23 protein-coding genes are annotated in these 21,581 nt (G+C 74.3%); 17 read left to right on the top strand and 6 right to left on the bottom strand.

All coding sequences use genetic code 11. From position 1 onward, the window contains the following. Positions 1–38 precede the first annotated feature (38 nt). The 3 genes from ABZ321_RS09395 (at position 39) to ahcY (ending at position 6,339) form a co-directional block, all read left to right on the top strand. Positions 39–3,989, top strand: a complete 3,951-nt coding sequence (locus ABZ321_RS09395; protein WP_354890507.1) for an SNF2-related protein — start codon at positions 39–41, stop codon at positions 3,987–3,989. Next, positions 3,982–4,752: a hypothetical protein gene (locus ABZ321_RS09390; RefSeq protein ID WP_354890505.1), complete on the top strand. Its 771-nt coding sequence runs from the start codon at positions 3,982–3,984 to the stop codon at positions 4,750–4,752. The genes ABZ321_RS09395 and ABZ321_RS09390 overlap by 8 nt, the downstream gene beginning before the upstream one ends. Positions 4,753–4,878: 126 nt before the next feature. After that, on the top strand, positions 4,879–6,339 hold the full coding sequence (gene ahcY / locus ABZ321_RS09385) for an adenosylhomocysteinase (RefSeq protein ID WP_354890503.1): 1,461 nt from the start codon (positions 4,879–4,881) through the stop codon (positions 6,337–6,339). Here the strand turns inward: ahcY and ABZ321_RS09380 are convergent. Continuing rightward, positions 6,333–6,752 (bottom strand): hypothetical protein, encoded by a 420-nt coding sequence (locus ABZ321_RS09380; protein ID WP_344514739.1) that lies wholly within the window; start codon positions 6,750–6,752, stop codon positions 6,333–6,335. The genes ahcY and ABZ321_RS09380 overlap by 7 nt on opposite strands. 223 nt (positions 6,753–6,975) lie before the next feature. Between ABZ321_RS09380 and ABZ321_RS09375 the strand changes: the two genes are divergently transcribed. Genes ABZ321_RS09375 through ABZ321_RS09365 form a run of 3 tightly spaced genes read left to right on the top strand, consistent with a single transcriptional unit; the run spans position 6,976 to position 8,410 of the window. After that, positions 6,976–7,410, top strand: a complete 435-nt coding sequence (locus ABZ321_RS09375; protein WP_344514737.1) for a DUF4231 domain-containing protein — start codon at positions 6,976–6,978, stop codon at positions 7,408–7,410. Continuing rightward, the gene (locus ABZ321_RS09370) at positions 7,407–7,874 is read left to right on the top strand and encodes a hypothetical protein (protein WP_354890500.1); all 468 of its coding nucleotides are present in this window, start codon (positions 7,407–7,409) and stop codon (positions 7,872–7,874) included. Before ABZ321_RS09375 ends, ABZ321_RS09370 begins: the two co-directional genes overlap by 4 nt. Then, complete coding sequence (locus ABZ321_RS09365; protein ID WP_354890498.1) at positions 7,871–8,410, top strand: hypothetical protein; 540 nt, start codon at positions 7,871–7,873, stop codon at positions 8,408–8,410. The genes ABZ321_RS09370 and ABZ321_RS09365 overlap by 4 nt, the downstream gene beginning before the upstream one ends. A gap of 9 nt (positions 8,411–8,419) precedes the next feature. Here ABZ321_RS09365 and ABZ321_RS09360 read toward each other — a convergent pair whose 3' ends face one another. Beyond that, positions 8,420–9,445 carry an NAD-dependent epimerase/dehydratase family protein gene (locus ABZ321_RS09360; protein ID WP_344514731.1) on the bottom strand — a complete coding sequence of 342 codons (1,026 nt, stop codon included), beginning with the start codon at positions 9,443–9,445 and terminating at the stop codon, positions 8,420–8,422. 113 nt (positions 9,446–9,558) lie between these two features. Here ABZ321_RS09360 and ABZ321_RS09355 point away from each other — a divergent pair, with 113 nt between their 5' ends. The 7 genes from ABZ321_RS09355 to ABZ321_RS09325 are packed head-to-tail and all read left to right on the top strand — an operon-like array spanning position 9,559 to position 15,098. Then, the gene (locus tag ABZ321_RS09355) at positions 9,559–10,212 is read left to right on the top strand and encodes a glycosyltransferase family 2 protein (RefSeq protein ID WP_344514729.1); all 654 of its coding nucleotides are present in this window, start codon (positions 9,559–9,561) and stop codon (positions 10,210–10,212) included. Beyond that, on the top strand, positions 10,209–10,847 hold the full coding sequence (locus ABZ321_RS09350) for a TIGR04282 family arsenosugar biosynthesis glycosyltransferase (protein WP_354890495.1): 639 nt from the start codon (positions 10,209–10,211) through the stop codon (positions 10,845–10,847). Before ABZ321_RS09355 ends, ABZ321_RS09350 begins: the two co-directional genes overlap by 4 nt. Then, positions 10,844–11,488 (top strand): methyltransferase domain-containing protein, encoded by a 645-nt coding sequence (locus tag ABZ321_RS09345; protein ID WP_344514725.1) that lies wholly within the window; start codon positions 10,844–10,846, stop codon positions 11,486–11,488. Before ABZ321_RS09350 ends, ABZ321_RS09345 begins: the two co-directional genes overlap by 4 nt. Next, positions 11,464–12,573, top strand: coding sequence for a molybdopterin-dependent oxidoreductase (locus tag ABZ321_RS09340; RefSeq protein ID WP_354890493.1), 1,110 nt, complete (start codon positions 11,464–11,466; stop codon positions 12,571–12,573). Before ABZ321_RS09345 ends, ABZ321_RS09340 begins: the two co-directional genes overlap by 25 nt. Next, positions 12,570–12,965, top strand: coding sequence for a hypothetical protein (locus ABZ321_RS09335; RefSeq protein ID WP_344514721.1), 396 nt, complete (start codon positions 12,570–12,572; stop codon positions 12,963–12,965). Before ABZ321_RS09340 ends, ABZ321_RS09335 begins: the two co-directional genes overlap by 4 nt. Further along, positions 12,962–14,287: a glycosyltransferase 87 family protein gene (locus ABZ321_RS09330; RefSeq protein ID WP_354890490.1), complete on the top strand. Its 1,326-nt coding sequence runs from the start codon at positions 12,962–12,964 to the stop codon at positions 14,285–14,287. Before ABZ321_RS09335 ends, ABZ321_RS09330 begins: the two co-directional genes overlap by 4 nt. Continuing rightward, positions 14,217–15,098 (top strand): LLM class flavin-dependent oxidoreductase, encoded by an 882-nt coding sequence (locus ABZ321_RS09325; protein WP_354890488.1) that lies wholly within the window; start codon positions 14,217–14,219, stop codon positions 15,096–15,098. The genes ABZ321_RS09330 and ABZ321_RS09325 overlap by 71 nt, the downstream gene beginning before the upstream one ends. Here the strand turns inward: ABZ321_RS09325 and ABZ321_RS09320 are convergent. After that, the gene (locus ABZ321_RS09320) at positions 15,088–15,687 is read right to left on the bottom strand and encodes a class I SAM-dependent methyltransferase (RefSeq protein WP_344514715.1); all 600 of its coding nucleotides are present in this window, start codon (positions 15,685–15,687) and stop codon (positions 15,088–15,090) included. The genes ABZ321_RS09325 and ABZ321_RS09320 overlap by 11 nt on opposite strands. 109 nt (positions 15,688–15,796) lie before the next feature. Here ABZ321_RS09320 and ABZ321_RS09315 point away from each other — a divergent pair, with 109 nt between their 5' ends. Next, positions 15,797–16,954 (top strand): sigma factor, encoded by a 1,158-nt coding sequence (locus ABZ321_RS09315; protein WP_354890485.1) that lies wholly within the window; start codon positions 15,797–15,799, stop codon positions 16,952–16,954. A 5-nt stretch (positions 16,955–16,959) separates the two neighbouring features. On the opposite strand, the gene ABZ321_RS09310 is transcribed toward ABZ321_RS09315, so the two are convergent. The 3 genes from ABZ321_RS09310 to ABZ321_RS09300 all read right to left on the bottom strand — a co-directional run bounded on the left by ABZ321_RS09310 (position 16,960) and on the right by ABZ321_RS09300 (position 19,233). Further along, positions 16,960–17,910, bottom strand: a complete 951-nt coding sequence (locus ABZ321_RS09310) for a hypothetical protein (protein WP_354890483.1) — start codon at positions 17,908–17,910, stop codon at positions 16,960–16,962. 34 nt (positions 17,911–17,944) lie between these two features. Beyond that, a complete protein-coding gene (locus ABZ321_RS09305) occupies positions 17,945–18,793 on the bottom strand; it encodes a phosphotransferase (RefSeq protein WP_354890481.1) in 849 nt (282 codons plus the stop codon). Between the two features lie 86 nt (positions 18,794–18,879). Beyond that, positions 18,880–19,233 carry a hypothetical protein gene (locus tag ABZ321_RS09300; RefSeq protein WP_354890479.1) on the bottom strand — a complete coding sequence of 118 codons (354 nt, stop codon included), beginning with the start codon at positions 19,231–19,233 and terminating at the stop codon, positions 18,880–18,882. A 29-nt stretch (positions 19,234–19,262) separates the two neighbouring features. On the opposite strand from ABZ321_RS09300, the gene ABZ321_RS09295 reads away from it, so the two are divergent. From ABZ321_RS09295 to ABZ321_RS09285, 3 genes are read left to right on the top strand one after another with little or no spacing between them, the layout of a single operon-like run. Next, entirely contained in the window at positions 19,263–19,790 is a 528-nt protein-coding gene (locus ABZ321_RS09295; RefSeq protein ID WP_354890477.1) for a GrpB family protein, read from the top strand. A 48-nt stretch (positions 19,791–19,838) separates the two neighbouring features. Next, positions 19,839–20,744 (top strand): NAD(P)-dependent alcohol dehydrogenase, encoded by a 906-nt coding sequence (locus ABZ321_RS09290; RefSeq protein WP_354890475.1) that lies wholly within the window; start codon positions 19,839–19,841, stop codon positions 20,742–20,744. A gap of 43 nt (positions 20,745–20,787) precedes the next feature. Then, entirely contained in the window at positions 20,788–21,555 is a 768-nt protein-coding gene (locus tag ABZ321_RS09285; protein WP_354890473.1) for an ATP-grasp domain-containing protein, read from the top strand. The last annotated feature ends 26 nt before the right edge of the window (positions 21,556–21,581 follow it).

The raw sequence follows: 21,581 nt of genomic DNA, 5'->3' as shown, positions 1-21,581 counted from the left end.
GTTCGAGCCGCGGCGGGCGTCCGGAGTAGGGTCTCGGAGTGAACGTCGTGCACGGGGTCATCACCGCCGGCGGCCGGCTCGCCTACTGGGCCGAGACCACCCCAGGCCCGGCCTCAGGCCTGCGCCGCCGCCCCAGGCGGGCGGTCCCCCACCCGTTCGCGGTCCTGCCCCCGCTCCCCGGCGACGTCGCCACCGCCGACCTGGCCCTGCCGACCACCGGCGCCCGCCCGCTGCCCTCCCCCACCCTCACCTCACCGGCCGCCACCGACCGCGACCCGGACACCACCGGCACGATGCTGTGGACCGTCCCGATCGTGTACGCCCCACCCGGCACCGACCTCGAAGCCGCCCTCACCGCCGACGACGCCCCCGACTCCGCCATCGTGGCGGCCCCGTCGATCGGCGCGCTGACGGACCTCGTCACGTTCGCCGCCGACCTGGTGCACCGGGGCCGCGTCCTCCCCGACCTCCTCGACCACCCGATCGAGGCCCGCTGGCGCCCCGTCCTGTGGGCCGACGACGCCATCACGTTCGAGTCCCTGTGCCGCTCCCTGCCGGGCGCCGCCTTCGCCGCCGCCGACTGGACCCCCGACGAGGCCGCCCGCGCCGCGCTCAACCACCAGGTCGACGCCCTCGTCCGCGCCGCCCTCACCAACCGCCCCATCGTCACCGACGCCGCGGTCCGCCAGGACGGCACCGTCCGCGCCTGGCTGGCCGCCCTCACCTCCCCCGACCCCACCCTCCGCGAACGCCCAACCCCGCACAGCAGCCCCGCACCGACCGGCGGCAGGCTGAGCAATCGCACACCGAACACCGACCCCACCCTCCACGAACACCTGCCCCCGAACGGCAGTCGCCCGCCGAACAACGACGGCACACCAAGTGGCGGCACCACGCCAAGCACCAGCAGCGAACCGAACAGCGGCGACGCACCGAGCAACAGCCACCCGCCAACCACCATCGGCGCACTGAACGCCTCCAGCCCGCCGAGCACCGAGAGCGGCAACACGTCAAGCCACAGCCGCCCGCCGAGCAACGACAGCGCACCGAACAGCGGCAGCGCACCGGGCTACAGCGACACGGTGAGCGACAGCGACGCACTGAACGGCGACAGCACACCGAACGGCAGCGGCGACGACGAGCCGAGCAACAGCAGCACGGCAAGCAGCAGCGTGCTGAGCAATGGCGGCGCACTGAACGCCTCCGGTGCGCCGAGCAACGACAGCGCACCGAACAGCGACACCCCGAGCAATCGCGACTTGCCAAGCAACAGCAACGCATCAAACGCCGACAGCGCACCGGGCAGCGGCGACGCACTAACCGGCGACCGCACGCCAAGCAACGGCAACGCGCTGAATGCCGCCAACGTGCCGAACATCAGCAGCGCGCTGGGCAGCGGCGGCGCACTGGACGCCGACGGCACGCCGAACGGCGGTGGGCTGAGCAACGGCAGCACCGCAAGCAGTGGCGGGCTGAGCAACAGCGGCGTGCCGAGCAGCAGCGAGCCGAGCGACACCGAACCGAGCGACGGCGGTGGGCTGAGCAATGGCAGCACGGCAAACAGGGGCGTGCCGAGCAGCAGCGAACCGAGCAGCAGCGGCGGGCTGAGCGGCGACGGTGTGGGTGGCGTGGGTGGATTGGTGGGGCGGGCCGTGCGGGAGAGCACGGACGTGCGGCGGGTGCGGGACGAGATCCGGCGGTGGGCGGAGAGTGGGCGGCCGGCGGCGGTGCGGTTGTGCTTCCGGTTGACGTTCGTCGAGGAGTTCGACGAGGACGAGGAGGAGGACGACGCCGTCGGGGCGGCGGCCGGTGAGGCGGGGGTGCGGGTCGACGACGGGCGGGACGTGTCGGGGTGGCTGGTGGAGTTCATGTTGCAGCCGGTCGCGGAGCCCGGGCTGCTCGTGCCGGCCAAGGACGTCTGGCGCAGCGGGGCGTCGCCGCTCTTCCGGTGGGTCGACTATCCGCAGGACGTGCTGCTGGCGGACCTCGGCAGGGCGAGCCGGCTCTGGCCCGAGCTCGACGAGGCGCTGCACCAGGCGCGCCCCGAGCAGCTGCGGCTGGACACGATCGGCGCCTACGGCTTCCTGCGGCACGCGGGGATCCTGCACGACGCGGGCTTCGGGGTGCTGCTGCCCGCGCAGTGGCAGCGGCGGCAGGATCTGGGGCTGACGCTGACGACGCACTCGGCGCAGCCCGCGGCCCCGGTGCTGCGGGACACGACGGCGAACCGGGCCGCGATCGTGCGCTACCGGTGGGGGCTCGCGATCGGTGACGAGTTCCTCAGCGAGGCGGACCTGCGGGCGCTCGCGCGGGCGAAGGTGCCGCTGGTGCGGCTGCGCGGCCGCTGGGTGCACCTCGACCGGGAGAAGCTCCGCGCCGGCCTCGCCTTCCTCGCCCGGGGCGGGCAGGGGCACATGTCGGCCGGTGAGGCGATGCGGCTCGTCAGGCTCGTCCCCGAGGGCGACCTGCCCCTGCCGGTCACGGGCGTCGACGGCACGGGATGGCTCGCGGACCTGCTGACGGGCCGGGCCGTGGAGCGCCTGGAGCTGCTGGAGCCGCCCGCGTCCCTCGCCACGACGCTGCGGCCCTACCAGCGCAAGGGCCTGTCGTGGCTGGCCTTCCTCGACGGGCTCGGCGTCGGGGCGCTGCTCGCCGACGACATGGGCCTCGGCAAGACCGTGCAGGTCCTGGCGCTGGAGGCGCTGCTGCGCGAGCGCGGCGCCCGGCCGCCGACGCTGATCGTGTGCCCGCTGTCGGTGCTCGGCAACTGGCGGCGCGAGATCGGGCGTTTCACGCCGGGCCTGCGGGTCGCCGTCCACCACGGCACGGAACGGGCGGCGGACGAGCTCGACGCCGACCTGGTCCTCACCACCTACCAGGTCGCGACCCGGGACGTGGACCGGCTGGCGGCGCGGGACTGGGACCGGATCGTGCTCGACGAGGCGCAGCACGTGAAGAACAGCACCAGCGCCGCGGCGCGGGCGGTGCGGCGGATCCCGGCGCGGCACCGGGTCGCGCTGACCGGCACCCCGGTGGAGAACCGGCTGACGGAGCTGTGGTCGATCGCGGACTTCCTGAACCCGGGCATCCTCGGGCCGGCGAGCATCTTCCGGGCCCGCTACTCGGTGCCGGTCGAGCGCTACGCCGACGCCGACGCGGCCGCCCGCCTGCGCCGGGTCACCCGGCCCTTCCTGCTGCGCCGGGTGAAGACCGACCGGGCGGTCATCGCGGACCTGCCGGACAAGCTCGAACGCCGCCAGTGGTGCAACCTGACCCTCGAACAGGCGACGCTCTACAAGGCGGTCGTCAACGAGCTCTTCGTGAAGCTGCGCGAGGGGCGGTCCGGTGAGCGGCGCAAGGGCCTGGTGCTGTCGGCGATGACGAAGCTCAAGCAGGTGTGCAACCACCCGGCGCACCTGATGGGCGACGGCACGCCGCTGGCGGGACGGTCGGGGAAGCTGGCCCGCCTCGAGGAGATCCTCGCCACTGCCCTCGACGCCGGGGACCGGGCGCTGGTCTTCACACAGTTCGCCAAGTTCGGCCACCTGCTGGCGCCCTACCTGGCGGGGCGGCTCGGGACCGGTGTCGAGTTCCTGCACGGGGGCACCGCGAAGGGCGCCCGGGACGCGATGGTCGAGCGGTTCCAGACCGGGACGGGGCCCGGGGTGCTGCTGCTGTCGCTGAAGGCGGGCGGGACCGGGCTCAACCTGACCGCCGCCAACCACGTCGTGCACGTCGACAGGTGGTGGAACCCGGCGACCGAGCAGCAGGCCACGGACCGCGCCTTCCGCATCGGACAGCGCCGCGACGTGCAGGTGCACACCTTCGTCTGCGTCGGCACCGTCGAGGAGCGGGTCGACACCATCATGGCGGAGAAGCGGACCCTCGCCGGGGTCGCCGTCGGCAGCGGCGAGGGCTGGCTCACGGGCCTGTCCACCGACGACCTCCTGGACCTGATGACCCTGCGCCCGGAGGCGACGGATGAGTGAGACGAGATGGTCCCACCAGTTCATCGCCATGCTCGAATCCTTGCGCATGGGTACGACATTTTCCGTCGGCCGCCGCTACGCCCGCGCCGGCAACGTCCGGTCGCTCACCATCTCCAGCAGCATCGTGACGGCGCTGATCCTCGACGAGGACGGTGAGACGTACCGGTCGCGCATCGCCGCGAAGGCGTTCTCCGCCGCCGACTGGGCCCGCATCGAGCGGGCACTGTCCAAGGAGGCGCGGTACGCGGCGAAGCTGCTCGCCGGGCACCTGCCGGAGGACCTGGACCAGCTGCTGCAGAGCTATGGGCTGTCCCTGTTCCCGCAGAGCCTCGCCGAGCTGGTCATGGACTGCGACTGCCCCGGCTGGCAGAAGCCGTGCCGGCACCTGACCGCCGCCTGCTACGTGCTCGCGGAGGAGTTCGACAACGACCCGTTTACCATCCTGGCCTGGCGCGGCAAGGGTCGCGACGAGCTGCTCGAGGAGCTGCGCAGCCACCGCGTGTCCGAGACCAGGCACGTGGCGCCCACAGACCCGGAGCCCCAGGCGGCCAGGAGCTTCTGGACCGCCGGCCCCAGGGTCACCACAAGAAACGAACCCCTGCCCGGCGCGATAGCGAGACCCGACGCCCTCCTCGACCAGCTCGACCAGCTGAGACTCACCGTCGGCCGGTTCGAGGTGACCGACCTGCTCCGTGACGTCTACCGCACACTCGGTTGCGGGGAAAACGACGGAGGCGGTACCGTCGAACCCAATCGCGGCTGAGCACAAGGCGACGCCGCGGTCACGGCCGAGAGGCGCTGCGACGGACCCGCATGGGTTCGCCACGCTCGGCCGTTGACTACCCTTGACCCAAGGGCGCCTCCTGTCACCGGGAGGTGACCTTAGGCTATGCACAAGTATCTGCAGACGCGCAACGGGATCGAGTTCGCCGTTGCCGATCTCTCCCTCGCGGCCGCCGGCCGGACCCAGATCCGCCTCGCCGAGCACGAGATGCCGGGCCTGATGGCGACGCGCCGCGAGTTCGCCGACGCGCAGCCGTTGCGTGGCGCGCGGATCGCCGGCTCCCTGCACATGACCGTGCAGACGGCGGTGCTCATCGAGACCCTCGTCGCGCTCGGCGCCGAGGTCCGCTGGGTGTCCTGCAACATCTTCTCCACCCAGGACGAGGCGGCGGCCGCGGTCGTCGTCGGCCCGCACGGGACGGTCGACGCGCCGACCGGCACGCCGGTGTTCGCGTGGAAGGGCGAGACGCTCGCCGAGTACTGGTGGTGCACCGACCAGCTGTTCGGCTTCGGCGACGGCCTCGGCCCGAACATGATCGTCGACGACGGCGGCGACGCCACGCTGCTGGTGCACAAGGGCGTCGAGTTCGAGGCCGCGGGCCGGGTGCCGCAGCCGACGTCCGCCGATTCGGAGGAGTTCGCGCTGGTACTCGGTACCCTCGCCGACAGCCTCGCGAAGGACAACCGGCGCTTCACGAAGCTGGCCGCCGGCATCCGCGGCGTCACCGAGGAGACCACCAACGGCGTCAAGCGGCTCTACAAGCTCGCCGAGAGCGGTGAGCTGCTGTTCCCCGCGATCAACGTCAACGACTCGGTCACCAAGTCGAAGTTCGACAACACGTACGGCATCCGCCACTCGCTGCTGGACGGCATCAACCGCGCCACGGACGTGATGCTGGCCGGGAAGCTCGCCGTCGTCTGCGGCTACGGCGACGTCGGCAAGGGCGCCGCCGAGGCGCTGCGCGGCATGGGCGCCCGGGTCGTCGTCACCGAGATCGACCCGATCTGCGCGCTGCAGGCCGCCATGCACGGGCTGCCCGTGGTCCGCCTCGAGGACGTCGTCGCGACCGCGGACCTGTTCATCACCACCACCGGCAACAAGGACATCATCATGGCCGCCGACCTGGCCGCCATGAAGCACAACGCGATCGTCGGCAACGTCGGGCACTTCGACAACGAGATCGACATGGCCGGGCTGGCGAAGGTCCCGGGCATCGTGAAGAACGAGATCAAGCCGCAGGTGCACGAGTGGACGTTCCCCGACGGGCACGCGATCATCGTGCTGTCCGAGGGCCGGCTGCTCAACCTGGGCAACGCCACCGGTCACCCGAGCTTCGTCATGTCCAACAGCTTCACCAACCAGACGATCGCGCAGATCGAGCTGTTCACGAAGCCGGACGCGTACGAGCGCCAGGTGTACCGCCTGCCGAAGCACCTCGACGAGAAGGTCGCCGCGCTGCACCTCGAGGCGCTCGGCGTCCGGCTGACCGAGCTGACCAAGGAGCAGGCCGAGTACATCGGCGTCGACGTGGCAGGCCCGTACAAGCCGGAGCACTACCGCTACTGAGGGGTCAGCTCGGCCTCCTCGCAGTACCGCTTGAAGCCCTTCAGATCCATGCGCAGCCGGGCGTGCAGTTCCGCGTCCGGCTGCGCGCCGTGCGGGTGCACCAGTCGCTCGTCCAGCTGCGCGACCGCCACCACGTTGGTGGCGTCGTCGCCGAGCGGCTCCAGCCAGTACGCCTCGACGAGCTGCGCGCTGTCCCATCGCACGTACCGCCCCGGCTCGATGTCGCCGAGGACCGCGTCGATCTCGACCCGCCGCCCACCGATGTCGAGCGCCAGGTGCGCGGCGTCGTCGCCGGCCTGGCTCACGGCGAGCACCCCGGACATGAACCGCGGATGTTCGCTGAGATGCACCAGGTGCTCATAAGCACGCATCGCCGGCACGCCGATCCGCATCTCTTCCTGGGTGACGATCATCTGTCTCACCCCCTCGAGTCAACGGTACGCCGGAACCCCGCAAACCCTGCGCGCGGCACGGGTCGCCGGTTCGGGTCGGGTATGTGGACGAGGTGACCGTTGTCAACGGTTGCGGCGCTTTCGTAGATTCAATGCCGACGATGTCGATGGTGACGGAGGCGGCGTGCGCGACCTTTTCCGGCGGTTCCCGAGACGCGGATCGCGGATCGTTTCCGATCCGATCATGCCACCGGCGGCGAAGGCCGGTTACCCGGCGCTCGCCGAGGACTTCGAGGCGCTGCGCCCGGTCGAGGAGCGGTTCGAGCGCTACGACCTCGAGGCGCTGCGCGGCCAGCGCAGCTACCGGCTGCAGGGCATCGTCGTGCTGCTCGGCTCCGCGCTGCTGACCGGGCTCGGCGGGCTGCAGGCGGTCCTGTCGGACCAGCGCTGGCCGTCGGCGGTCCTGGCGGTGCTGGCGGTCGCGCTGGCGGGGGTGTCGCAGTTCGTCGTGGACGACCACGCGCTCGCCGACTACCGGCTCGCGCGGGTCAAGGCGGAGCGCCTGCGGGCGCTGTACTTCATCTATCTCGCCCGCGTCGAGCCATACACGGGCGACAATCGGGCGCGCCTGCTGGTCCGCGCGGTCGACGCGATCGACGAGGGTGAGGAGCTGACGTGACCGACCGCGAGTCGCAGTTCCGCGACCTGTACGAGCAGCACCGCGTACAGCAGCAGCAACGGTTTCTGGAGCGGCGGCGCGACGAGTTCCGCAACGCCTACAAGCAGGGCGTCCGGCTCCGCAACGGGCTGCTGGTGCTGTCGGGTGTGGTCGGCGCGACCGCGCAGGTGTTCAGCGGGCCGGGGTCGGCGACGGCCCGCGGCGTGTGCGGCCTGGTCGCGGCACTGATCGCGGCGCTCGCCGGTGCGGTCGCCGGGTACAGCTCGCTGATGGGGTTCTCCGGCCTGCGGCGGTCCTATGAGGACGCGTTGAAGGGGGTACGCTCGGCCGGTCATTCCTGGCGGGACGCGCCGGACGACCGCGCCGCGCTGCTGCGGGTCGAGGAGGTCCTGCGGACCGAGAACGGACACTGGGGGCAGCTGGTGGTCAGGCAGGCCGACGGCACGCCCAGCGTCGAGCGGTGATGCCCGTCGTGCTGGCCAGCGGCCATCTCGTCGACGCGCCCGGCCGGCCCGCACCACGGTTTCCGCAGCGGGTCGCCGGCGAGGTCGCGAGGCTGGTGGCGGAGACGTTCGACGAGTGGCGGGTCGGGCCCGGGTCGGTGCTCGTGTGTGGCGGTGCCCGCGGCGCCGACCTGATCGCCGCGGAGGCCGCGCTCTCCCGGGGCGCGGCCGTGACGCTCTGCCTGGCGATGCCGGTCGCGGAGTTCGAGCCGTCGTCGGTGGCGCTGCCGGGCACCGACTGGAGCGCCCGCTTCGAGCGCGTGCTGCGCGGCAGCGAGGTGCGGGTGCTGCACAGTACCGGCGACGCCGACGTCTTCAGTCAGACGAACCAGTGGATGGTCGACCTCGTAAAGGGCCTCGACGACCGCCCGCGGGCGCTGCTGGTCTGGGACGGCCGCAACGGCGACGGACCCGGCGGCACCGCGGATATGGTGGCCCGCCTCGGTTACGACGTCACCGACCCGCACGTCCGGGTCATCGACCCGACCGCCCTCTGACGGACTCCCTCAGAGGGCGCGCAGCGGCGCGGTGGCGAAGTCGCGCAGGCCTTCGGTGAGGTCGACGGCGGCGGTGAAGCCGAGCTCGGCGCGGGCGCGGCCAGGGGCGGCGACCACATGCCGGACGTCGCCGGCGCGGTGGTCGCCCGTGATCACCGGTGCCGGGCCGTCCATCGCGGCGGCGAGGGTCGCGGCCATGGCGCCGACGGTGGTCGGCCGGCCCGAGGCGATGTTGTACGCCCGGAACCCGTCGACCGCCGCGTCGAGCGCCAGCACGTTCGCGGCGGCGACGTCGGTGACGTGGACGAAGTCGCGGCGCTGCGCGCCGTCCTCGAAGACGCGCGGCGCCCGGCCGGCGGCGAGCGCGGAGCGGAAGATGGCGGCGACGCCGCTGTAGGGCGTGTCGCGGGGCATGCCGGGCCCGTACACGTTGTGGTACCGCAACGCCACCACCGTCCCTGCGCCGGCGAGCGCCCACGCCTGCGCGAGGTGCTCCTGGGCGACCTTCGTCGCGGCGTACACGCTGCGCGGCCGCGGCGGCGCGCCCTCGTCGACGTCGCGGGGCTCCAGCGGTGCGCCGCAGGCCGGGCAGCCCGGCTCGAACCGTCCGGCGTCGAGATCCGCGGCGGCGCGCGGCGCCGGTGACGTCGCACCGTGGGACGGGCACGCGTAGCCGCCCTCGCCGTAGACGACCATCGAGCTGGCCAGGACGAGCCGCCGCACGCCGACGCGGGCCATCTCCGCGAGCAGCACGGCGGTGCCGAGGTCGTTGCAGCCCACGTACTCCGGCAGGTCGGCCAGGTCGACACCCATGCCGACCATCGCCGCCTGGTGCACCACGGCGTCGACCCCGTCCAGCATCGCCGCGACCGCGGCCCGGTCACGCACGTCGACGCGGTCGGCGTCCGGCGGGGGCGAGCGGTGCGCGGCCGGGTGGAGCAGGTCGAGCACGCCGACGTCGTGGCCCGCGGCGCGCAGCGCGGTGACGACGTGACCGCCGATGAACCCGGCGCCGCCGGTGACGAGGATCCGCATGCCGTCGACCGTAGGCGGCGGCGACGGCGGTCGATGGCCGCGTTCGCGGTTCGTAATGGTTGGTTCGTTCTTCGTAAGATCTTCGCCCCGGGATCCTCGATAGCGTCCGATCCGTGCCAGATGTCGTATTGCCTTGTCTGAATGAGGCCGCCGCGTTGCCGTGGGTGCTGTCCCGGCTGCCGGACGGCTACCGGGCGGTCGTCGCCGACAACGGGTCCACCGACGGGTCAGCGGCGATCGCCGAGGCGCACGGCGCGGTCGTCGTCCACGCCGCGCCGCGCGGGTTCGGCGCCGCCGCCCACGCGGGCCTCGAGGCGGCGACCGCCGACGTCGTGTGCTTCATGGACGCCGACGGCTCGTTCGACCCACGGCAGCTGCCCCGCGTCACCGAACCGGTCCTGCGGGGGCGCCTCGACCTGTCGCTCGGCCGCCGCCGCCCGACCGCCCGCGGTGCCTGGCCGCTGCACGGCAGGGCCGGCAACGCCGTCGTGGCGTGGCGCCTGCGCCGCACCACCGGCATCCCCGTGCACGACCTCGGCCCCATGCGCGCCGCCCGCCGCGAGGCGCTGCTCGGGCTGGGGCTGCGCGACCGCAGGTTCGGCTACCCCCTGGAGATGATGGTCCGCGCCGCGGCGGCCGGGTGGCGCATCGCCGAGGTCGACGTCGACTACGCGCCCCGCATCGCCGGCGGCCGGTCGAAGGTCACCGGGTCGGTCCGCGGCACCGCCCGCGCCGTGCGCGACATGTCGAAGGTGCTGGCGCGATGAGGGTCCAGCTGCTGCTGCTGGCGAAGACGCCGGTGCCGGGACGGGTGAAGACCCGCCTCTGTCCCCCGTGCACACCGGCGGAGGCCGCCGGGATCGCCGCGGCCATGCTCGCCGACACCGTCGACGTCCTCACCGCCGCGCCCGCCGCCCGCCGGACCCTGGTCGTCGACGGCGACCTGCCCGCCCCGCCCGGCTGGCACCGCCACCCGCAGCGCGGCGACGGTCTCGGCGAGCGGCTCGCCGCCGCGTACGCCGACACCGCGCTCCCCGGCGTCGCCACCCTCCTCGTCGGCATGGACACCCCGCAGCTGCGCATCGGCCACATCGTCGCGGCCTGCGCGGCGCTCGCCACCACCGGGGCGGTCCTCGGTCCGGCGGAGGACGGCGGCTGGTGGGCGCTCGGCCTGCGGGACCCGTCCACCGCCAGGGTGCTCGCGGGCGTCCCCATGTCCACCTCGGACACCGGTGCCGCCACCCACGCGGCGCTGCGCGGGCTGGGCCTCGGCGTGGCGACCCTGCCGACCCTGCGTGACGTCGACACCGCCGAGGACGCCCGGGCCGTCGCCGCCGGCTGCGAACCGGGCCGGTTCACGACGGCGGTTGCGGCGTCGGTACCGGCGGGAGCCGCGACATGAGCGCGCCGGTCGCCCTCTACGGTGCCGCGCTGCGCCGCGCCGCCCGCGGAGAGCCCGCCGCGATGGACCTGGTAGACGCCGACGGTGCCGTGGTCCGCCCGCTCGACGCCGGATCGTGGTCCGGCGCGCCGCGGGCCGGCGACGCGCAGCTCGTCCAGCGGTGCACGGACGGCACCCTCGACCTCGGCTGCGGCGCGGGCCGGCTCACGGAGGCCGTCGCCGCGACCGGCCGCCGCGTCCTCGGCGTCGACGTCAGCCCGCAGGCCGTCCGGTACGCGCGCCGCCGCGGCGCATCCGTCATCCGCGGCGACCTGTTCGCCCCGCTGCCCCGTGAGGGCGACTGGACCTGCGCGCTGCTCGCCGACGGCAACATCGGCATCGGCGGCGACCCGGCCCGGCTGCTGCGCCGCTGCCGGAGCCTCATCGGCGGCGACGGCAGCGTCCTCGTCGAGGTCGACCCGCCGGGCGGGCGGACCTGGAGCGGCCGGGTCGCGCTCACCGACGCGGACCGGACCAGCACCGCGTTCGCGTGGGCGTTCGTCAGCGTCGACGACATCGCCGCCGTCGCACGCGACGCCGCCCTGCGGCTCGCCGGGACCTGGACGGAGGCCGGCCGATGGTTCGCCCACCTGACGCCCTGACGCGCCTGGCGCGGCGGCCCACGGATCCGCGCCTGACCGCGCACCTGGGCCTGTGGCTCGCCGGGGCGTTCACCGTGTGCCTCGTGACCGGCCTGATCAGCCACGCGATCCAGCACCCGCCCGGGTGGTGGCGCTGGCCGTCGCGCCCGGTCAACCTGTACCGGCTGACCCAGGGCCTGCACGTCGCCACCGGCCTCGCGTGCTTCCCGCTGCTCACCGCGAAGGTCTGGTCGGTCTACCCGAAGCTGTTCGCGTGGCCGCCGGTGCGCGGTGTGGCGCACGCCCTGGAGCGCGGCACCGTCGCGCTGCTGTCCGCCGCCGCCCTGTTCGAGCTCGTCACCGGCCTGCTCAACATCGCCTACTGGTACTCGCTGATGCCGTTCGGGTTCGTCGGCGCGCACTACTGGACGGCGTGGCTGCTGGCCGGCGCGGTGCTGCTGCACGTCGCGGCGAAACTGCCGGTCCTCCGCACGCCGGCCCCGTCGCCGTCCGCCCGGCGGTCCCGCCGTGCGGTCCTCGGACTCGTCGGGGCGGCGGCGGGGGTCATCACCGTCGCCACCGCCGGGCAGACGGTCCGCCCGCTGCGGCGGCTGTCGCTGCTGGCGCCGCGGCTGCCCGATGTCGGCCCGCAGGGTGTGCCGGTGAACAAGACCGCGGCCGCCGCCGGCGTGACCGCGGTGGACGGCAGCTACCGGCTCGTGGTGACCGGCCCCGGCGGCCGGCACGCGCTGAGCCTCGCCGACCTGGAGGCGATGCCGCAGCACACGGTGTCGCTGCCGATCGCCTGCGTCGAGGGCTGGAGCGCCGACGCCGAATGGACCGGCGTCCGGGTCGCCGACCTGCTCCGCCTCGTCGGCGCCGCGGGCCTCGCGGTGACCGTCGAGTCGCTGCAGCGCGACGGCGGCTACCGCACGTCCACAGTGGACGCCCGGTTGGCGCAGGACCCGTTGACGCTGCTGGCGTTGCGGCTGCACGGCGAGCCGCTGCACCCCGACCACGGCTACCCGTGCCGGCTCATCGCACCGGACCGGCCGGGCGTGCTGCAGACGAAGTGGGTCGGCGCGCTGACCGTGATGTCGCCGTGAGGGCGCTGCTGGTGGCCCTCGGGCTCGCCGCCGCCGGCTACGGCGCCTACGGCCTGCTCACCGACGGCGGCGCCAACCCGCTCGGGCAGCTGGTGTTCGCCGCGGTGCTGCTCGCCGGCCACGACTTCCTCGTCGTCCCCGCCGTCGTCCTCGCCGGTGTCGCGCTCACCCGGTGGGTGCCGCGACCGGCCCGCGGCCCGGTGCGGGCGGCGCTCGTCGTCAGCGCCGCGGTGACCGTCGTCGCGCTGCCGTTCGTCATCGGCGCGGGCCGCGTCCCAGGCAACCCGTCCGCGTTCCCGCAGTCCTACGGCCGGGGTCTCGCGCTGGTCGTCGCCGTCGTGTGGGCGGTCGCGGGCGCGTGGACCGTCGCGAACCTGCGGAGGCGGCGATGACCGCGCGGCGGGTCGCGGCGGTCGCGTGCCTGGCCGCGATGCTGGCGGCGCTGCTGGTGCTGCCGGGCCGCTGGTACCTGCTGATGTGGCTGCCGTTCGCGGCCGGCGCGTGGCTGGTCTGCCGCCTCGACCGCCGCACCGCCCTGGTCCTCGTGCTCGCCGGTGGCGCCGCGCTGCCCCTCGCCGCCGGGCTGGAGCCGCCGAACAGCAGCGACGACATGTACCGCTACGTGTGGGACGGCCGGGTCCAGCGCGCGGGGATCGACCCCTACCGGTTCCCGCCGTCCGCGCCGGAACTCACCCGCCTGCGCGACGGTTTCCTGTGGCCGGACCACTCGAACTGGTGCGTGCCGAGCGGCTGCACGCTCATCAACCGGCCGGACGTGCCGACGATCTATCCGCCGGTCGCGGAGGCCTTGTTCGCGGTGGTGCCCGACGGCGCGCGGACCCGCCCGATGCAGCTGACCATGTCGGCGTTCGCGCTCGGCACGGCGATGCTGCTCTGGTACGCCCTGCGCCGCCTCGGCCGCGACCCCCGGCGCGCGGTGCTGTGGGCGTGGTGCCCGCTCGTCGCGCTGGAGGCGGGCAACAACGCGCACGTCGACGTCGCGGCGGTCGCGCTCGCCGCCGCCGCCCTGTACGTGCTGGCCCGGGCCGGCACCCGGCGGGCGGCGGCCCTCGGTGGGCTGCTGCTCGGGCTGGCGGTGGCCACGAAGCTCACCCCGGCGCTGCTCGGCCCCGCGGTCCTGCGGCGGCGGCCGGTCACCGTCGCGCTCGCCGCGGCCGGCGCGGTCGCCGCCGTGTACCTGCCGCACGTCGTCGCGGCCGGGCCCGCGGTCCTCGGCTACCTGCCCGGCTACCTGCACGAGGAGGGCTACGCGAGCGGCACCCGCTTCGCGCTGCTGGCCCTGCTGCTGCCCGGCCCCGCCGTCGCGCCCGCGGCCGTGCTGCTGCTCGCCGCGGCCGCCGTGCACGTGGCGCGGACCGACGACCCGGACCGGCCGTGGCGGGGCGCCGCCGTCATGGTCGCGGCGGCGCTGCTCGTGACCGCGCCGACCTACCCGTGGTACGCGATGCTGCTGGTCATGCTCGTCGCCTACGGCGCGCCCGCCGAATGGCTCACCCTCGCCGTCGCGGGCACCTTCGCGCAGCTCGCCACGGACCTGGGCCTGGTGCAGACGACGGTGCAGCGGGTCGCGTACGGCGCCGCGCTGGTCGTGGTCGTCGCCGGGGCCCGCATAAGATCGCGGCATGCGACTCGGCGTGCTGCTGCTCCCGACCGACCCGTGGCCGCGCTCGGTCGCCCGGGCCCGCCACCTTGAGGCGCTCGGCTACGCGCACCTGTGGACCTACGACCACCTGTCGTGGCGCCGGTACCGCGACGAGCCGTGGCACGCGGCGATCCCCTGGCTGACCGGGCTCGCCGGGGTGACGAGCCGGGTGCGGCTCGGGACGATGGTCACGTCGCCGACGTTCCGGCACCCGGTGCTGCTGGCGAAGGAAGCGCTGACGCTCGACCACGTCAGCGACGGCCGGCTCACCCTCGGCGTCGGCGCGGGCGGCACCGGCTTCGACGCCACCGTCCTCGGCGACCCGGTGCTCAGCCCCCGGCAGCGGGCGGACCGGCTCACCGAGTTCGTCGACGTGCTCGACGGGCTGTTGCGCTCGCAGGTGTACTCGCACCGGGGCGAGCACTACACCGTCGACGACGCCCGGATGGTCCCCGGCTGTGTCCAGCGGCCCCGGCTGCCCATCGCCCTCGCCGCCGCGGGCCCTCGCACGCTCGCGCTCACCGCCCGGCACGCCGACGCGTGGATCACCTTCGGCGAGCCCGACGCCGCGGACCAGTCCCCGGCCGCGATCGAGGCCGCGGTCCGCCGCCAGGCCGCGATCCTCGACGACCGCTGCGCCGCCCTCGGCCGCGACCCGGCGTCGCTGGACCGCATCTACCTCGTCGGCAACACCGCCGAGCGGCCCCTGGCGAGCGTCGCCGCGTTCGAGGACTTCGTCGGCCGGTACGAGGCGCTCGGCTTCACCGACGTCGTCTTCCACGACCCGCGCCCCGGCGACCCGGTGTGGACGGAGGACCCGGAGATCGCCGACGCGATCGCCGAGCGGCTCATCAAGCGGTGACGGCCGCGATGGCGGCGTGCGCGCGGTGGGTGCCGTCGGCGGGCCGCCGCCACCGTTCGACCTCGGCGAAGCCGGCCTGCGCCAGGAGGCCGGAGAACTCGTCGACGGGCCACCGGTAGGCCGTCACGACCTTGTGGTCGAACGCCTCGACCGCGTCGCCGTCGAAGAACCCGACGACCAGCGCCCCGCCCGGGGCCATGGCCCGCCGCAGCTCGGCGAGGACGCCGCCGACCTCCTGCGGTGTCCGGTGGATCAGCGAGTACCAGGACAGGATCCCGGCCACGGACCCGTCGGCGACGGGCAGGTGGTCCATCGACCCGAGCAGGTACCTGCCGCCCGGGAACGCCGCCCCGGCGTGGGCGATGAACTCGGGCACCAGGTCGATCCCGGTCGCGTCGACGCCGAGCGAGCGCAGGTGGTCGGTCATGTGCCCCGGCCCGCAGCCCACGTCGAGCACCGTGCCGGCCCTCGTCAGGTGCCGCTCGATGAACGCGAGGTCGTCGGCGTGCGACTGCTCCCGCGTCCCGAACAACTCGATGTAGAGGTCCGACACCGCCCCGTACGCCACCCGCACCCGTCCCAGATCCACCGCGTCACCCTAACGTCGAAATTTGCCCGGGGCGGCGGTGGCCATATCGGTGCGCCGGGTGCGTTCTCCTACCGTCCGGAACGAATCGGCGCGAGGAGAGGCGCTTCTGGTGACGTTTGAGGAGTTCGTCGCGTCGCGGCTGGCGGCGTTGCTGCGGTACGCGACGGTGGTGACCTGGAACCCGCACCTCGCCGAGGACGTGGTGCAGGAGGTCCTCGTCCGTGCGCAGGCGCGGTGGGGGCGGATCAGCCGGGTCGAGGCGCCCGAGCGGTACGTGCAACGCATGGTCGTCAACGAGTTCCTGTCGTGGCGGCGCCGGGCGGCGGCCAGGCTGCTGCACCTCGGCGAGGGGTTCGACCAGCCGGAGCCGGACCACGCGGAGGCGCACGCGGACCGCGACGCCATGATGCGGCTCATCGGCGGCCTGCCGCCGCGCCAGGCCGGCCCGCCGGCAGCGAGCCCCGGCCCGGCCGCGACCCCGGGCATCGCGCTGCGGTACAGCCCGACCTGGGTTCCGGACAGCTACCGGGAACGGCTGCGGGCGCTGGTCATCGTCGACCGGGAGACGGGGGACGACATCCTCCGCAGGTGGACCGACGGCCCGATGCTCGGCCAGTTCCAGCCGATGGTGCGATACCTGGACCTCGAGATCCTCGAGATGCCCGCGCGCCCCGGCCCGGCCCAGGACGGCGCGGTGGACATCAACGGTGTCCCCGGCACCGTGTTCGTCGGCTCGGTGCCGGACAGCAAGGCAGTGGTCAGTTGGCAGATCGACGCCACACACTCCGCCCGCGTGGAGGCTTCCCCGGCGATCTCGCAGGACGACATCCTCCGCGTCGCGCGTTCCGTGCGCCCGGATCCGGCCGTGTTCAGCCCGCCGGTGCAGCAGGGACGGCAAGGGCAACTGGCCAGCGGCAAGTACGACATGATCGCCGACGATCCCGGGCACTGGGGCACCACCTCGATCATGCCCGATGTTGTTGCGCCGCTGTTGTCGCTCAAGGCGACGGTCGGCCCGGCCTTCGACGTCCCGGAGGGTGGTGACCCGGTGCGCGTCCGTGGCGCGACCGGCCGGATCGTCGCCACCGCCCCCCCGGCCAGCAACCTCCAGTGGACGCTGACCCTCATCGTGACGCTGCCGGACGGCCGGCCGCTGACCGTGGAGAGCAGTGTCGGCGGCGACTCGCCCGCGGCCCGCGAGGCCCTGGTCCGGGCCGTCGACGGCCTCGTCATCGACCCCGCGCCGGACGTGTCGTGGGCGAGGTGACCGCGTCAGCCCCTGGCCTCGTAGGAGGCGGTCACACCGAGAGCCAGGAGGAGCCGGCAGAGCACCGCGTAGCCGGAGCCGTCGCGATGGTCGGTGTACGTGCGGGCCTTGCCGGCGACCGGGCGCACCTTCACGCGGCCGGGCCGTAGCTCGATCCGGTCGATCGCCGCCCAGGGCGTGGCCGTGGTGTCCTTCGGGCCGGCGATGCCGTCGCGGGTCACCCGGACGCCGCCGCGGGTGAGCACGGCGCCGCCGCGCACGGCGCCGGCCTGGCGGGTCACGACCGGGGTGACGGCCCGGTCGACGATCAGGCCGGCGATCGTGGGGAACCTGGGGATGGCGGCGCCGACCTCGGCCGGCATCAGCGCGGCGATCATGCCGCCGATCGGGGCGTACGGGTCGAGCGCGTTCTCGTACTTCGCGGTGACGGGCACGGTCCGGCCGCCGGCGATGGTCAGCACGAACCCGTCGTAGGCCCAGCTGCTGTTCGACTCCCCGCCGTCGTGGCGCCACGCGTCGACCGCGTCGGTGATCTCGTCCCACCGGACCGGCCGCGGCGGCCCGTCGGGGTCGACCTCGGCGAAGCCGCCGCCGTAGGCGTACAGCCATCGGGTGAACCGGCGGCGCCGCGTGATCAGGACGCACACCACGACGTACGGGCCCACGAGGAACGGCAAGACGCCGATGAACGGCAGCGCCCGGTCCGGGTTCCACAGCACGAGCAGGACGACGCCGGCCACGTACGCGACGGCCGGTGCCACCAGCCACAGCACCCGCCGCGCGCCGAGCGGCGGGGTGACCTCGGTGTGGTAGAGGCCCAGCGGGTCGCCGAGGCCGAGCCCCTGGCCGACCCGCACCGCGTGCTCCCAGTTGGCGGCGTGGTCCTGCCGCCGGCGCTCGACCTGCTGGCCGAACCGCTCGTCCAGCCGCCGCCGCGCCTCAGGGCTCATCCCCATGCACACCTGGATAGCACCGCCGGGCAATCCCGCCTCAGCGGCCGGCGAGCCAGCTCACCCACTCCGGGATGCGGCGGAGGCTCTTCGCGGTGCCGCGGAGCCGGGCGAGGCACTCGGACGCGGACCGGGCCCGGTCGGCAGGGCCGTCGCCGCGGTGGCCGAGGGCCCGCCACAGCAGCCACTCGGCGGTGCGCAGCTGCGCCTCCACGATGCCGTGGAAGAGTGCGGGGTCCGGCGGGATCGGGCGGCCGCCCGCGCGGTGGTAGGCGGCCACGGTACGGCTGAAGGCCCGCCGCTCCTCGAAGCCCATCGCGAGGGCCGAGCGCAGCAGCTCGTGCTCGGCGAGGTCGGGGCCGGCGCCGTCCCAGTCGAGCAGCGCCGGCCCGGCCGCGGTGAGCAGGACGTTGTCGGGTTTGATGTCGCGGTGCGAGGCGACCGGTGTCAGCGCCGGGCCGGGCCGGGCGAGGTGCGCCAGGGCCGCCGCGACGGTCGGCAGGTGCTCGCGGACCTGCCGGGTGAAGTTCGTGTCGTGGCCGTCGAGCCACTCGTGCCAGGCGTCGACCGGGTACAGCGCGGGCGGCAGCGGCCCGTCGGTGGCGGGTTCACGGTGCAGGACGGCGAGGGTCGCGCCGGTCCAGTCGGCGAGGTCGTCGCTGGGGTCCGCCGGGTTGTGCCCGTCGCACCAGCGGTGCAGCTGCCAGTGCCCTGTGGTGCCCTCGGCCTCGATCGCCGCGACCAGGGGTGGCAGCCGCTCGGGCCGGCTCACGCGAGCCGCCCGCTCGATCCGGGCGGCGGCGTGGTACTCGTCCCACCACCACGGCTCGTCGACGACGTTGAGGCGTTTCGCGGCATAGCTGCCGGTCGCCGTCCGCAGCCGGTACACCGCGTGGGAGACGCCCCCGTCGACGCGGACGAGCGGCGCGGCCGGGCGGCCGGCGTCGAACGCGGCGGCGACCAGCGCGGCGGTGTCTACGACGACCGCAGCCGTTCGGCGTGGGCGGCGTCGGCGGCGGCGATCCCGGCCGGGCCGCTGCGCAGCAGCCGCCAGTGGGTGACGACGCCGTCGGGTCCGGTCAGCTCGCCGGCGGCCAGCGCCCCGTCGATGCCGGCGCGGACGCGGGCCTCGTCGGCTGGCTCGGCGGCGAACAGCACCCGCAGCCGCAGCTCGTCGCCGTCGCGGACCGCCGCGGTCTGGTGGGCGGCGAGCGGGCACGGCGGCTCGTGGTCGTAGGCGCCGCACAGCGCGACGGTGATCGCGCCGCCGGGGGCGCGCTCGTCGCCGGTCAGGTCGAGCACCGCGGTGTGGGCGTAGGTCTCACGCATCCCAGCAGTATGCCCGGTAGGGTCCCGGTGTGCTGATCGAGATCCATGACCATGACCCGGCCTGGGCGGCCGCGGCCCGGCGTGCGGTCGAGGAGCTGACCGCGGCGCTGCCCGGGCTGTTCGGCGCCGTCGAGCACGTGGGCAGCACCGCCGTGCCGGGGCTGGCGGCGAAGCCGGTCATCGACCTGATGGCGGCCACCGTCGCTCTCGACGCCGTGGTCGAGGCCGACGAGGTGCTCGGGTCGCTGGGGTACCGCCGGCTGGAGACCGGCATGCGGGGCCGGCTGTTCTACCGGCGGGACGGTTCGCCGGTCGCCTACCACCTGCACGTGGTGACCGCGGACACCTGGGACACGCGCAACGAGCGGCTCCTGCGCGACCACCTGCTGCGCTATGCGGCGGACCGCGACGAGTACGGCGCGCTGAAGCGGCGGCTGGCCGGAGCCGGGCACGACGGCGACGCATACACGCGGGCCAAGACCGCGCTCATCCAGCGGATGGTCGACGCGGCCCGCGACGCGCGGGGGCTGCCGCGCGTCGACGTCTGGGAGGACTGACCTCGGCACTCAGCGTGCTGACAGGTTCCTCTCCGCATGATGTCGCGCATGCGAGCGGTCATGTTCAACGCGTACGGTCCACCCGAGGTCCTCACCCAGGTGTCGCTGCCGGCGCCTGAGCCGAGGCGCGACCAGGTGCTGGTCCGCGTGCACGCCACGACGGTCACCACCGCCGAGTGCGGGATGCGCCGCGGCGAGCCACGCTGGGGGCGGGTCATCCTCGGGCTCCGGCGCCCCCGCAAGGGAGTCCCCGTGCTCGGCCTGGAGTTCGCCGGCGAGGTCGCCGCCGTCGGGCCGGCGGTCAGCCGCACCAGGGTCGGGGACCGGGTCTTCGGGTTCACGGGCTTCTCCGTCGGCGCGAACGCCGAGTACAAATGCCTGGCGGAGAAGGCGTCGTTCACCATGATCCCCGACGGGGTCGGCTACACCGAGGCCGCCGCGGCCGTCGACGGCTTCACGACCGCCTGGCACTTCCTGCACACCATGGCCGGCGTCCGCGCCGGGCAGCGGGTCCTCGTCATCGGCGGGTCGGGCAGCATCGGCACCTACGCCGTCCAGATCGCCGCCCGCGCCGGCGCCGAGGTCCACGCCGTGTGCAGCGGCCGCAACGCGAAGCTCGTCGAGTCCCTCGGCGCCACCCGCGTGCACGACTACACCGTCTCGGACTTCACCACCAGCGGCGAACGGTACGACGTCGTCTTCGACACCGTCAGCCGCAGCTCGTTCGCCGCCTGCCGCCCGGTCCTCGCCCCGCGCGGCTGCTACCTGCCCACCACCGGCATGGTGAACAACGTCCACGCCCTGCGCACCGCGGTCACCGGCGGTCCCCGCGTCCGCACCGGCATGTCGGTCCGCAAGCACGCCGCGCTCGCCGAGCTCCGCGACCTCCTTGCCCAGCAACGCCTCCGCGTCGACAGCGGCCACAAGGTCGGCAACGTCGTCGTGACCGTCTGAAATCCACTGTGGCCGGTGCGGGTGCTGCGGCAGAATCCCGGGCGTGACCGACTTCCTCGTGCTGCCGCCCAGGCTCGACGCGACCGCCCGGCTGCTGGCCGCCGCGGCCCGGCGGCGGGGGCTGCCGGTGGCGCAAGGGCCGCACGAGCTGCGCGGAGCCGGGCACGTATACGGCGGGCCGGTGTTCGCCGGTGAGGTGGCGGCGGCGCTGGACCTGGCGCTGCTGGATCCGGCCGACGACTGGCTGGTGACCTTGCCCTACCGGTACACCTGCCGCGACATCGTCATGAGCACCGTCGGGGACGCGCGGTGGACGCGGACGCCGGTGTTCGTGAAGCAGCCCCGGGACAAGGACCTGCCGGCGACGGTCTACGCCGACGGGTCGCGGCTGCCGGCGCTGGCGGCGGACACGCCGGTGCTGGTGAGCGGGATCGTGTCGTTCCTGGTGGAGTACCGGCTGTTCGTGCTCGACGGGGTCGTGCACGCGGGCAGCCGGTACGCCACACACGGGCGCCTCGACCCGGCGCCGCTGGACGGTTGCCGGGACCGGGACGCGGTGCTCGAGTTCGCGGGCGGACTGCTCGGCGCGTGCGCGGGCGGGCTGCCGAGCGCGGTGGTCGTGGACGTCGGGCTGGCGAGCGACGCCGACCGGGGCGAGGAGCGGTGGGCGGTGGTGGAGGCGAACATGGGCTGGTTCAGCGCGTGCTACGCCGCCGATCCGGACCGGGTGCTCGACGTGGTGCTGCGCGCGGCCGGCCCGCGCGACCGTCTCCTCCCCCGCGACGCGCCCTTCGACCGGGCGGTCTCCTGACAGCCGCTCATCGCTGGGCGGCGTCA

The organism is Dactylosporangium sp. NPDC006015 (assembly GCF_040614215.1).
GTDB classification, from domain to species: Bacteria; Actinomycetota; Actinomycetes; order Mycobacteriales; family Micromonosporaceae; genus Dactylosporangium; species Dactylosporangium maewongense.
Note: the sequence above shows the minus strand (reverse complement) of the source record. Positions and strands in the feature narration are given on the sequence as shown.

Bases quoted from the DNA above. Each gene is read 5' to 3' on its own strand.
- ABZ321_RS09300 (WP_354890479.1), bottom strand. From the start codon at position 19,233: ATGCGTGAGACCTACGCCCACACCGCGGTGCTCGACCTGACCGGCGAC.
- ABZ321_RS09380 (WP_344514739.1), bottom strand. From the start codon at position 6,752: ATGATCGTCACCCAGGAAGAGATGCGGATCGGCGTGCCGGCGATGCGT.
- ABZ321_RS09340 (WP_354890493.1), top strand. From the start codon at position 11,464: ATGGTTCGCCCACCTGACGCCCTGACGCGCCTGGCGCGGCGGCCCACG.
- ABZ321_RS09360 (WP_344514731.1), bottom strand. From the start codon at position 9,445: ATGCGGATCCTCGTCACCGGCGGCGCCGGGTTCATCGGCGGTCACGTC.
- ABZ321_RS09310 (WP_354890483.1), bottom strand. From the start codon at position 17,910: ATGGGGATGAGCCCTGAGGCGCGGCGGCGGCTGGACGAGCGGTTCGGC.
- ABZ321_RS09290 (WP_354890475.1), top strand. From the start codon at position 19,839: ATGCGAGCGGTCATGTTCAACGCGTACGGTCCACCCGAGGTCCTCACC.
- ABZ321_RS09350 (WP_354890495.1), top strand. From the start codon at position 10,209: ATGAGGGTCCAGCTGCTGCTGCTGGCGAAGACGCCGGTGCCGGGACGG.
- ABZ321_RS09325 (WP_354890488.1), top strand. From the start codon at position 14,217: ATGCGACTCGGCGTGCTGCTGCTCCCGACCGACCCGTGGCCGCGCTCG.
- ABZ321_RS09330 (WP_354890490.1), top strand. From the start codon at position 12,962: ATGACCGCGCGGCGGGTCGCGGCGGTCGCGTGCCTGGCCGCGATGCTG.
- ABZ321_RS09390 (WP_354890505.1), top strand. From the start codon at position 3,982: ATGAGTGAGACGAGATGGTCCCACCAGTTCATCGCCATGCTCGAATCC.
- ABZ321_RS09345 (WP_344514725.1), top strand. From the start codon at position 10,844: ATGAGCGCGCCGGTCGCCCTCTACGGTGCCGCGCTGCGCCGCGCCGCC.
- ahcY (WP_354890503.1), top strand. From the start codon at position 4,879: ATGCACAAGTATCTGCAGACGCGCAACGGGATCGAGTTCGCCGTTGCC.
- ABZ321_RS09375 (WP_344514737.1), top strand. From the start codon at position 6,976: ATGCCACCGGCGGCGAAGGCCGGTTACCCGGCGCTCGCCGAGGACTTC.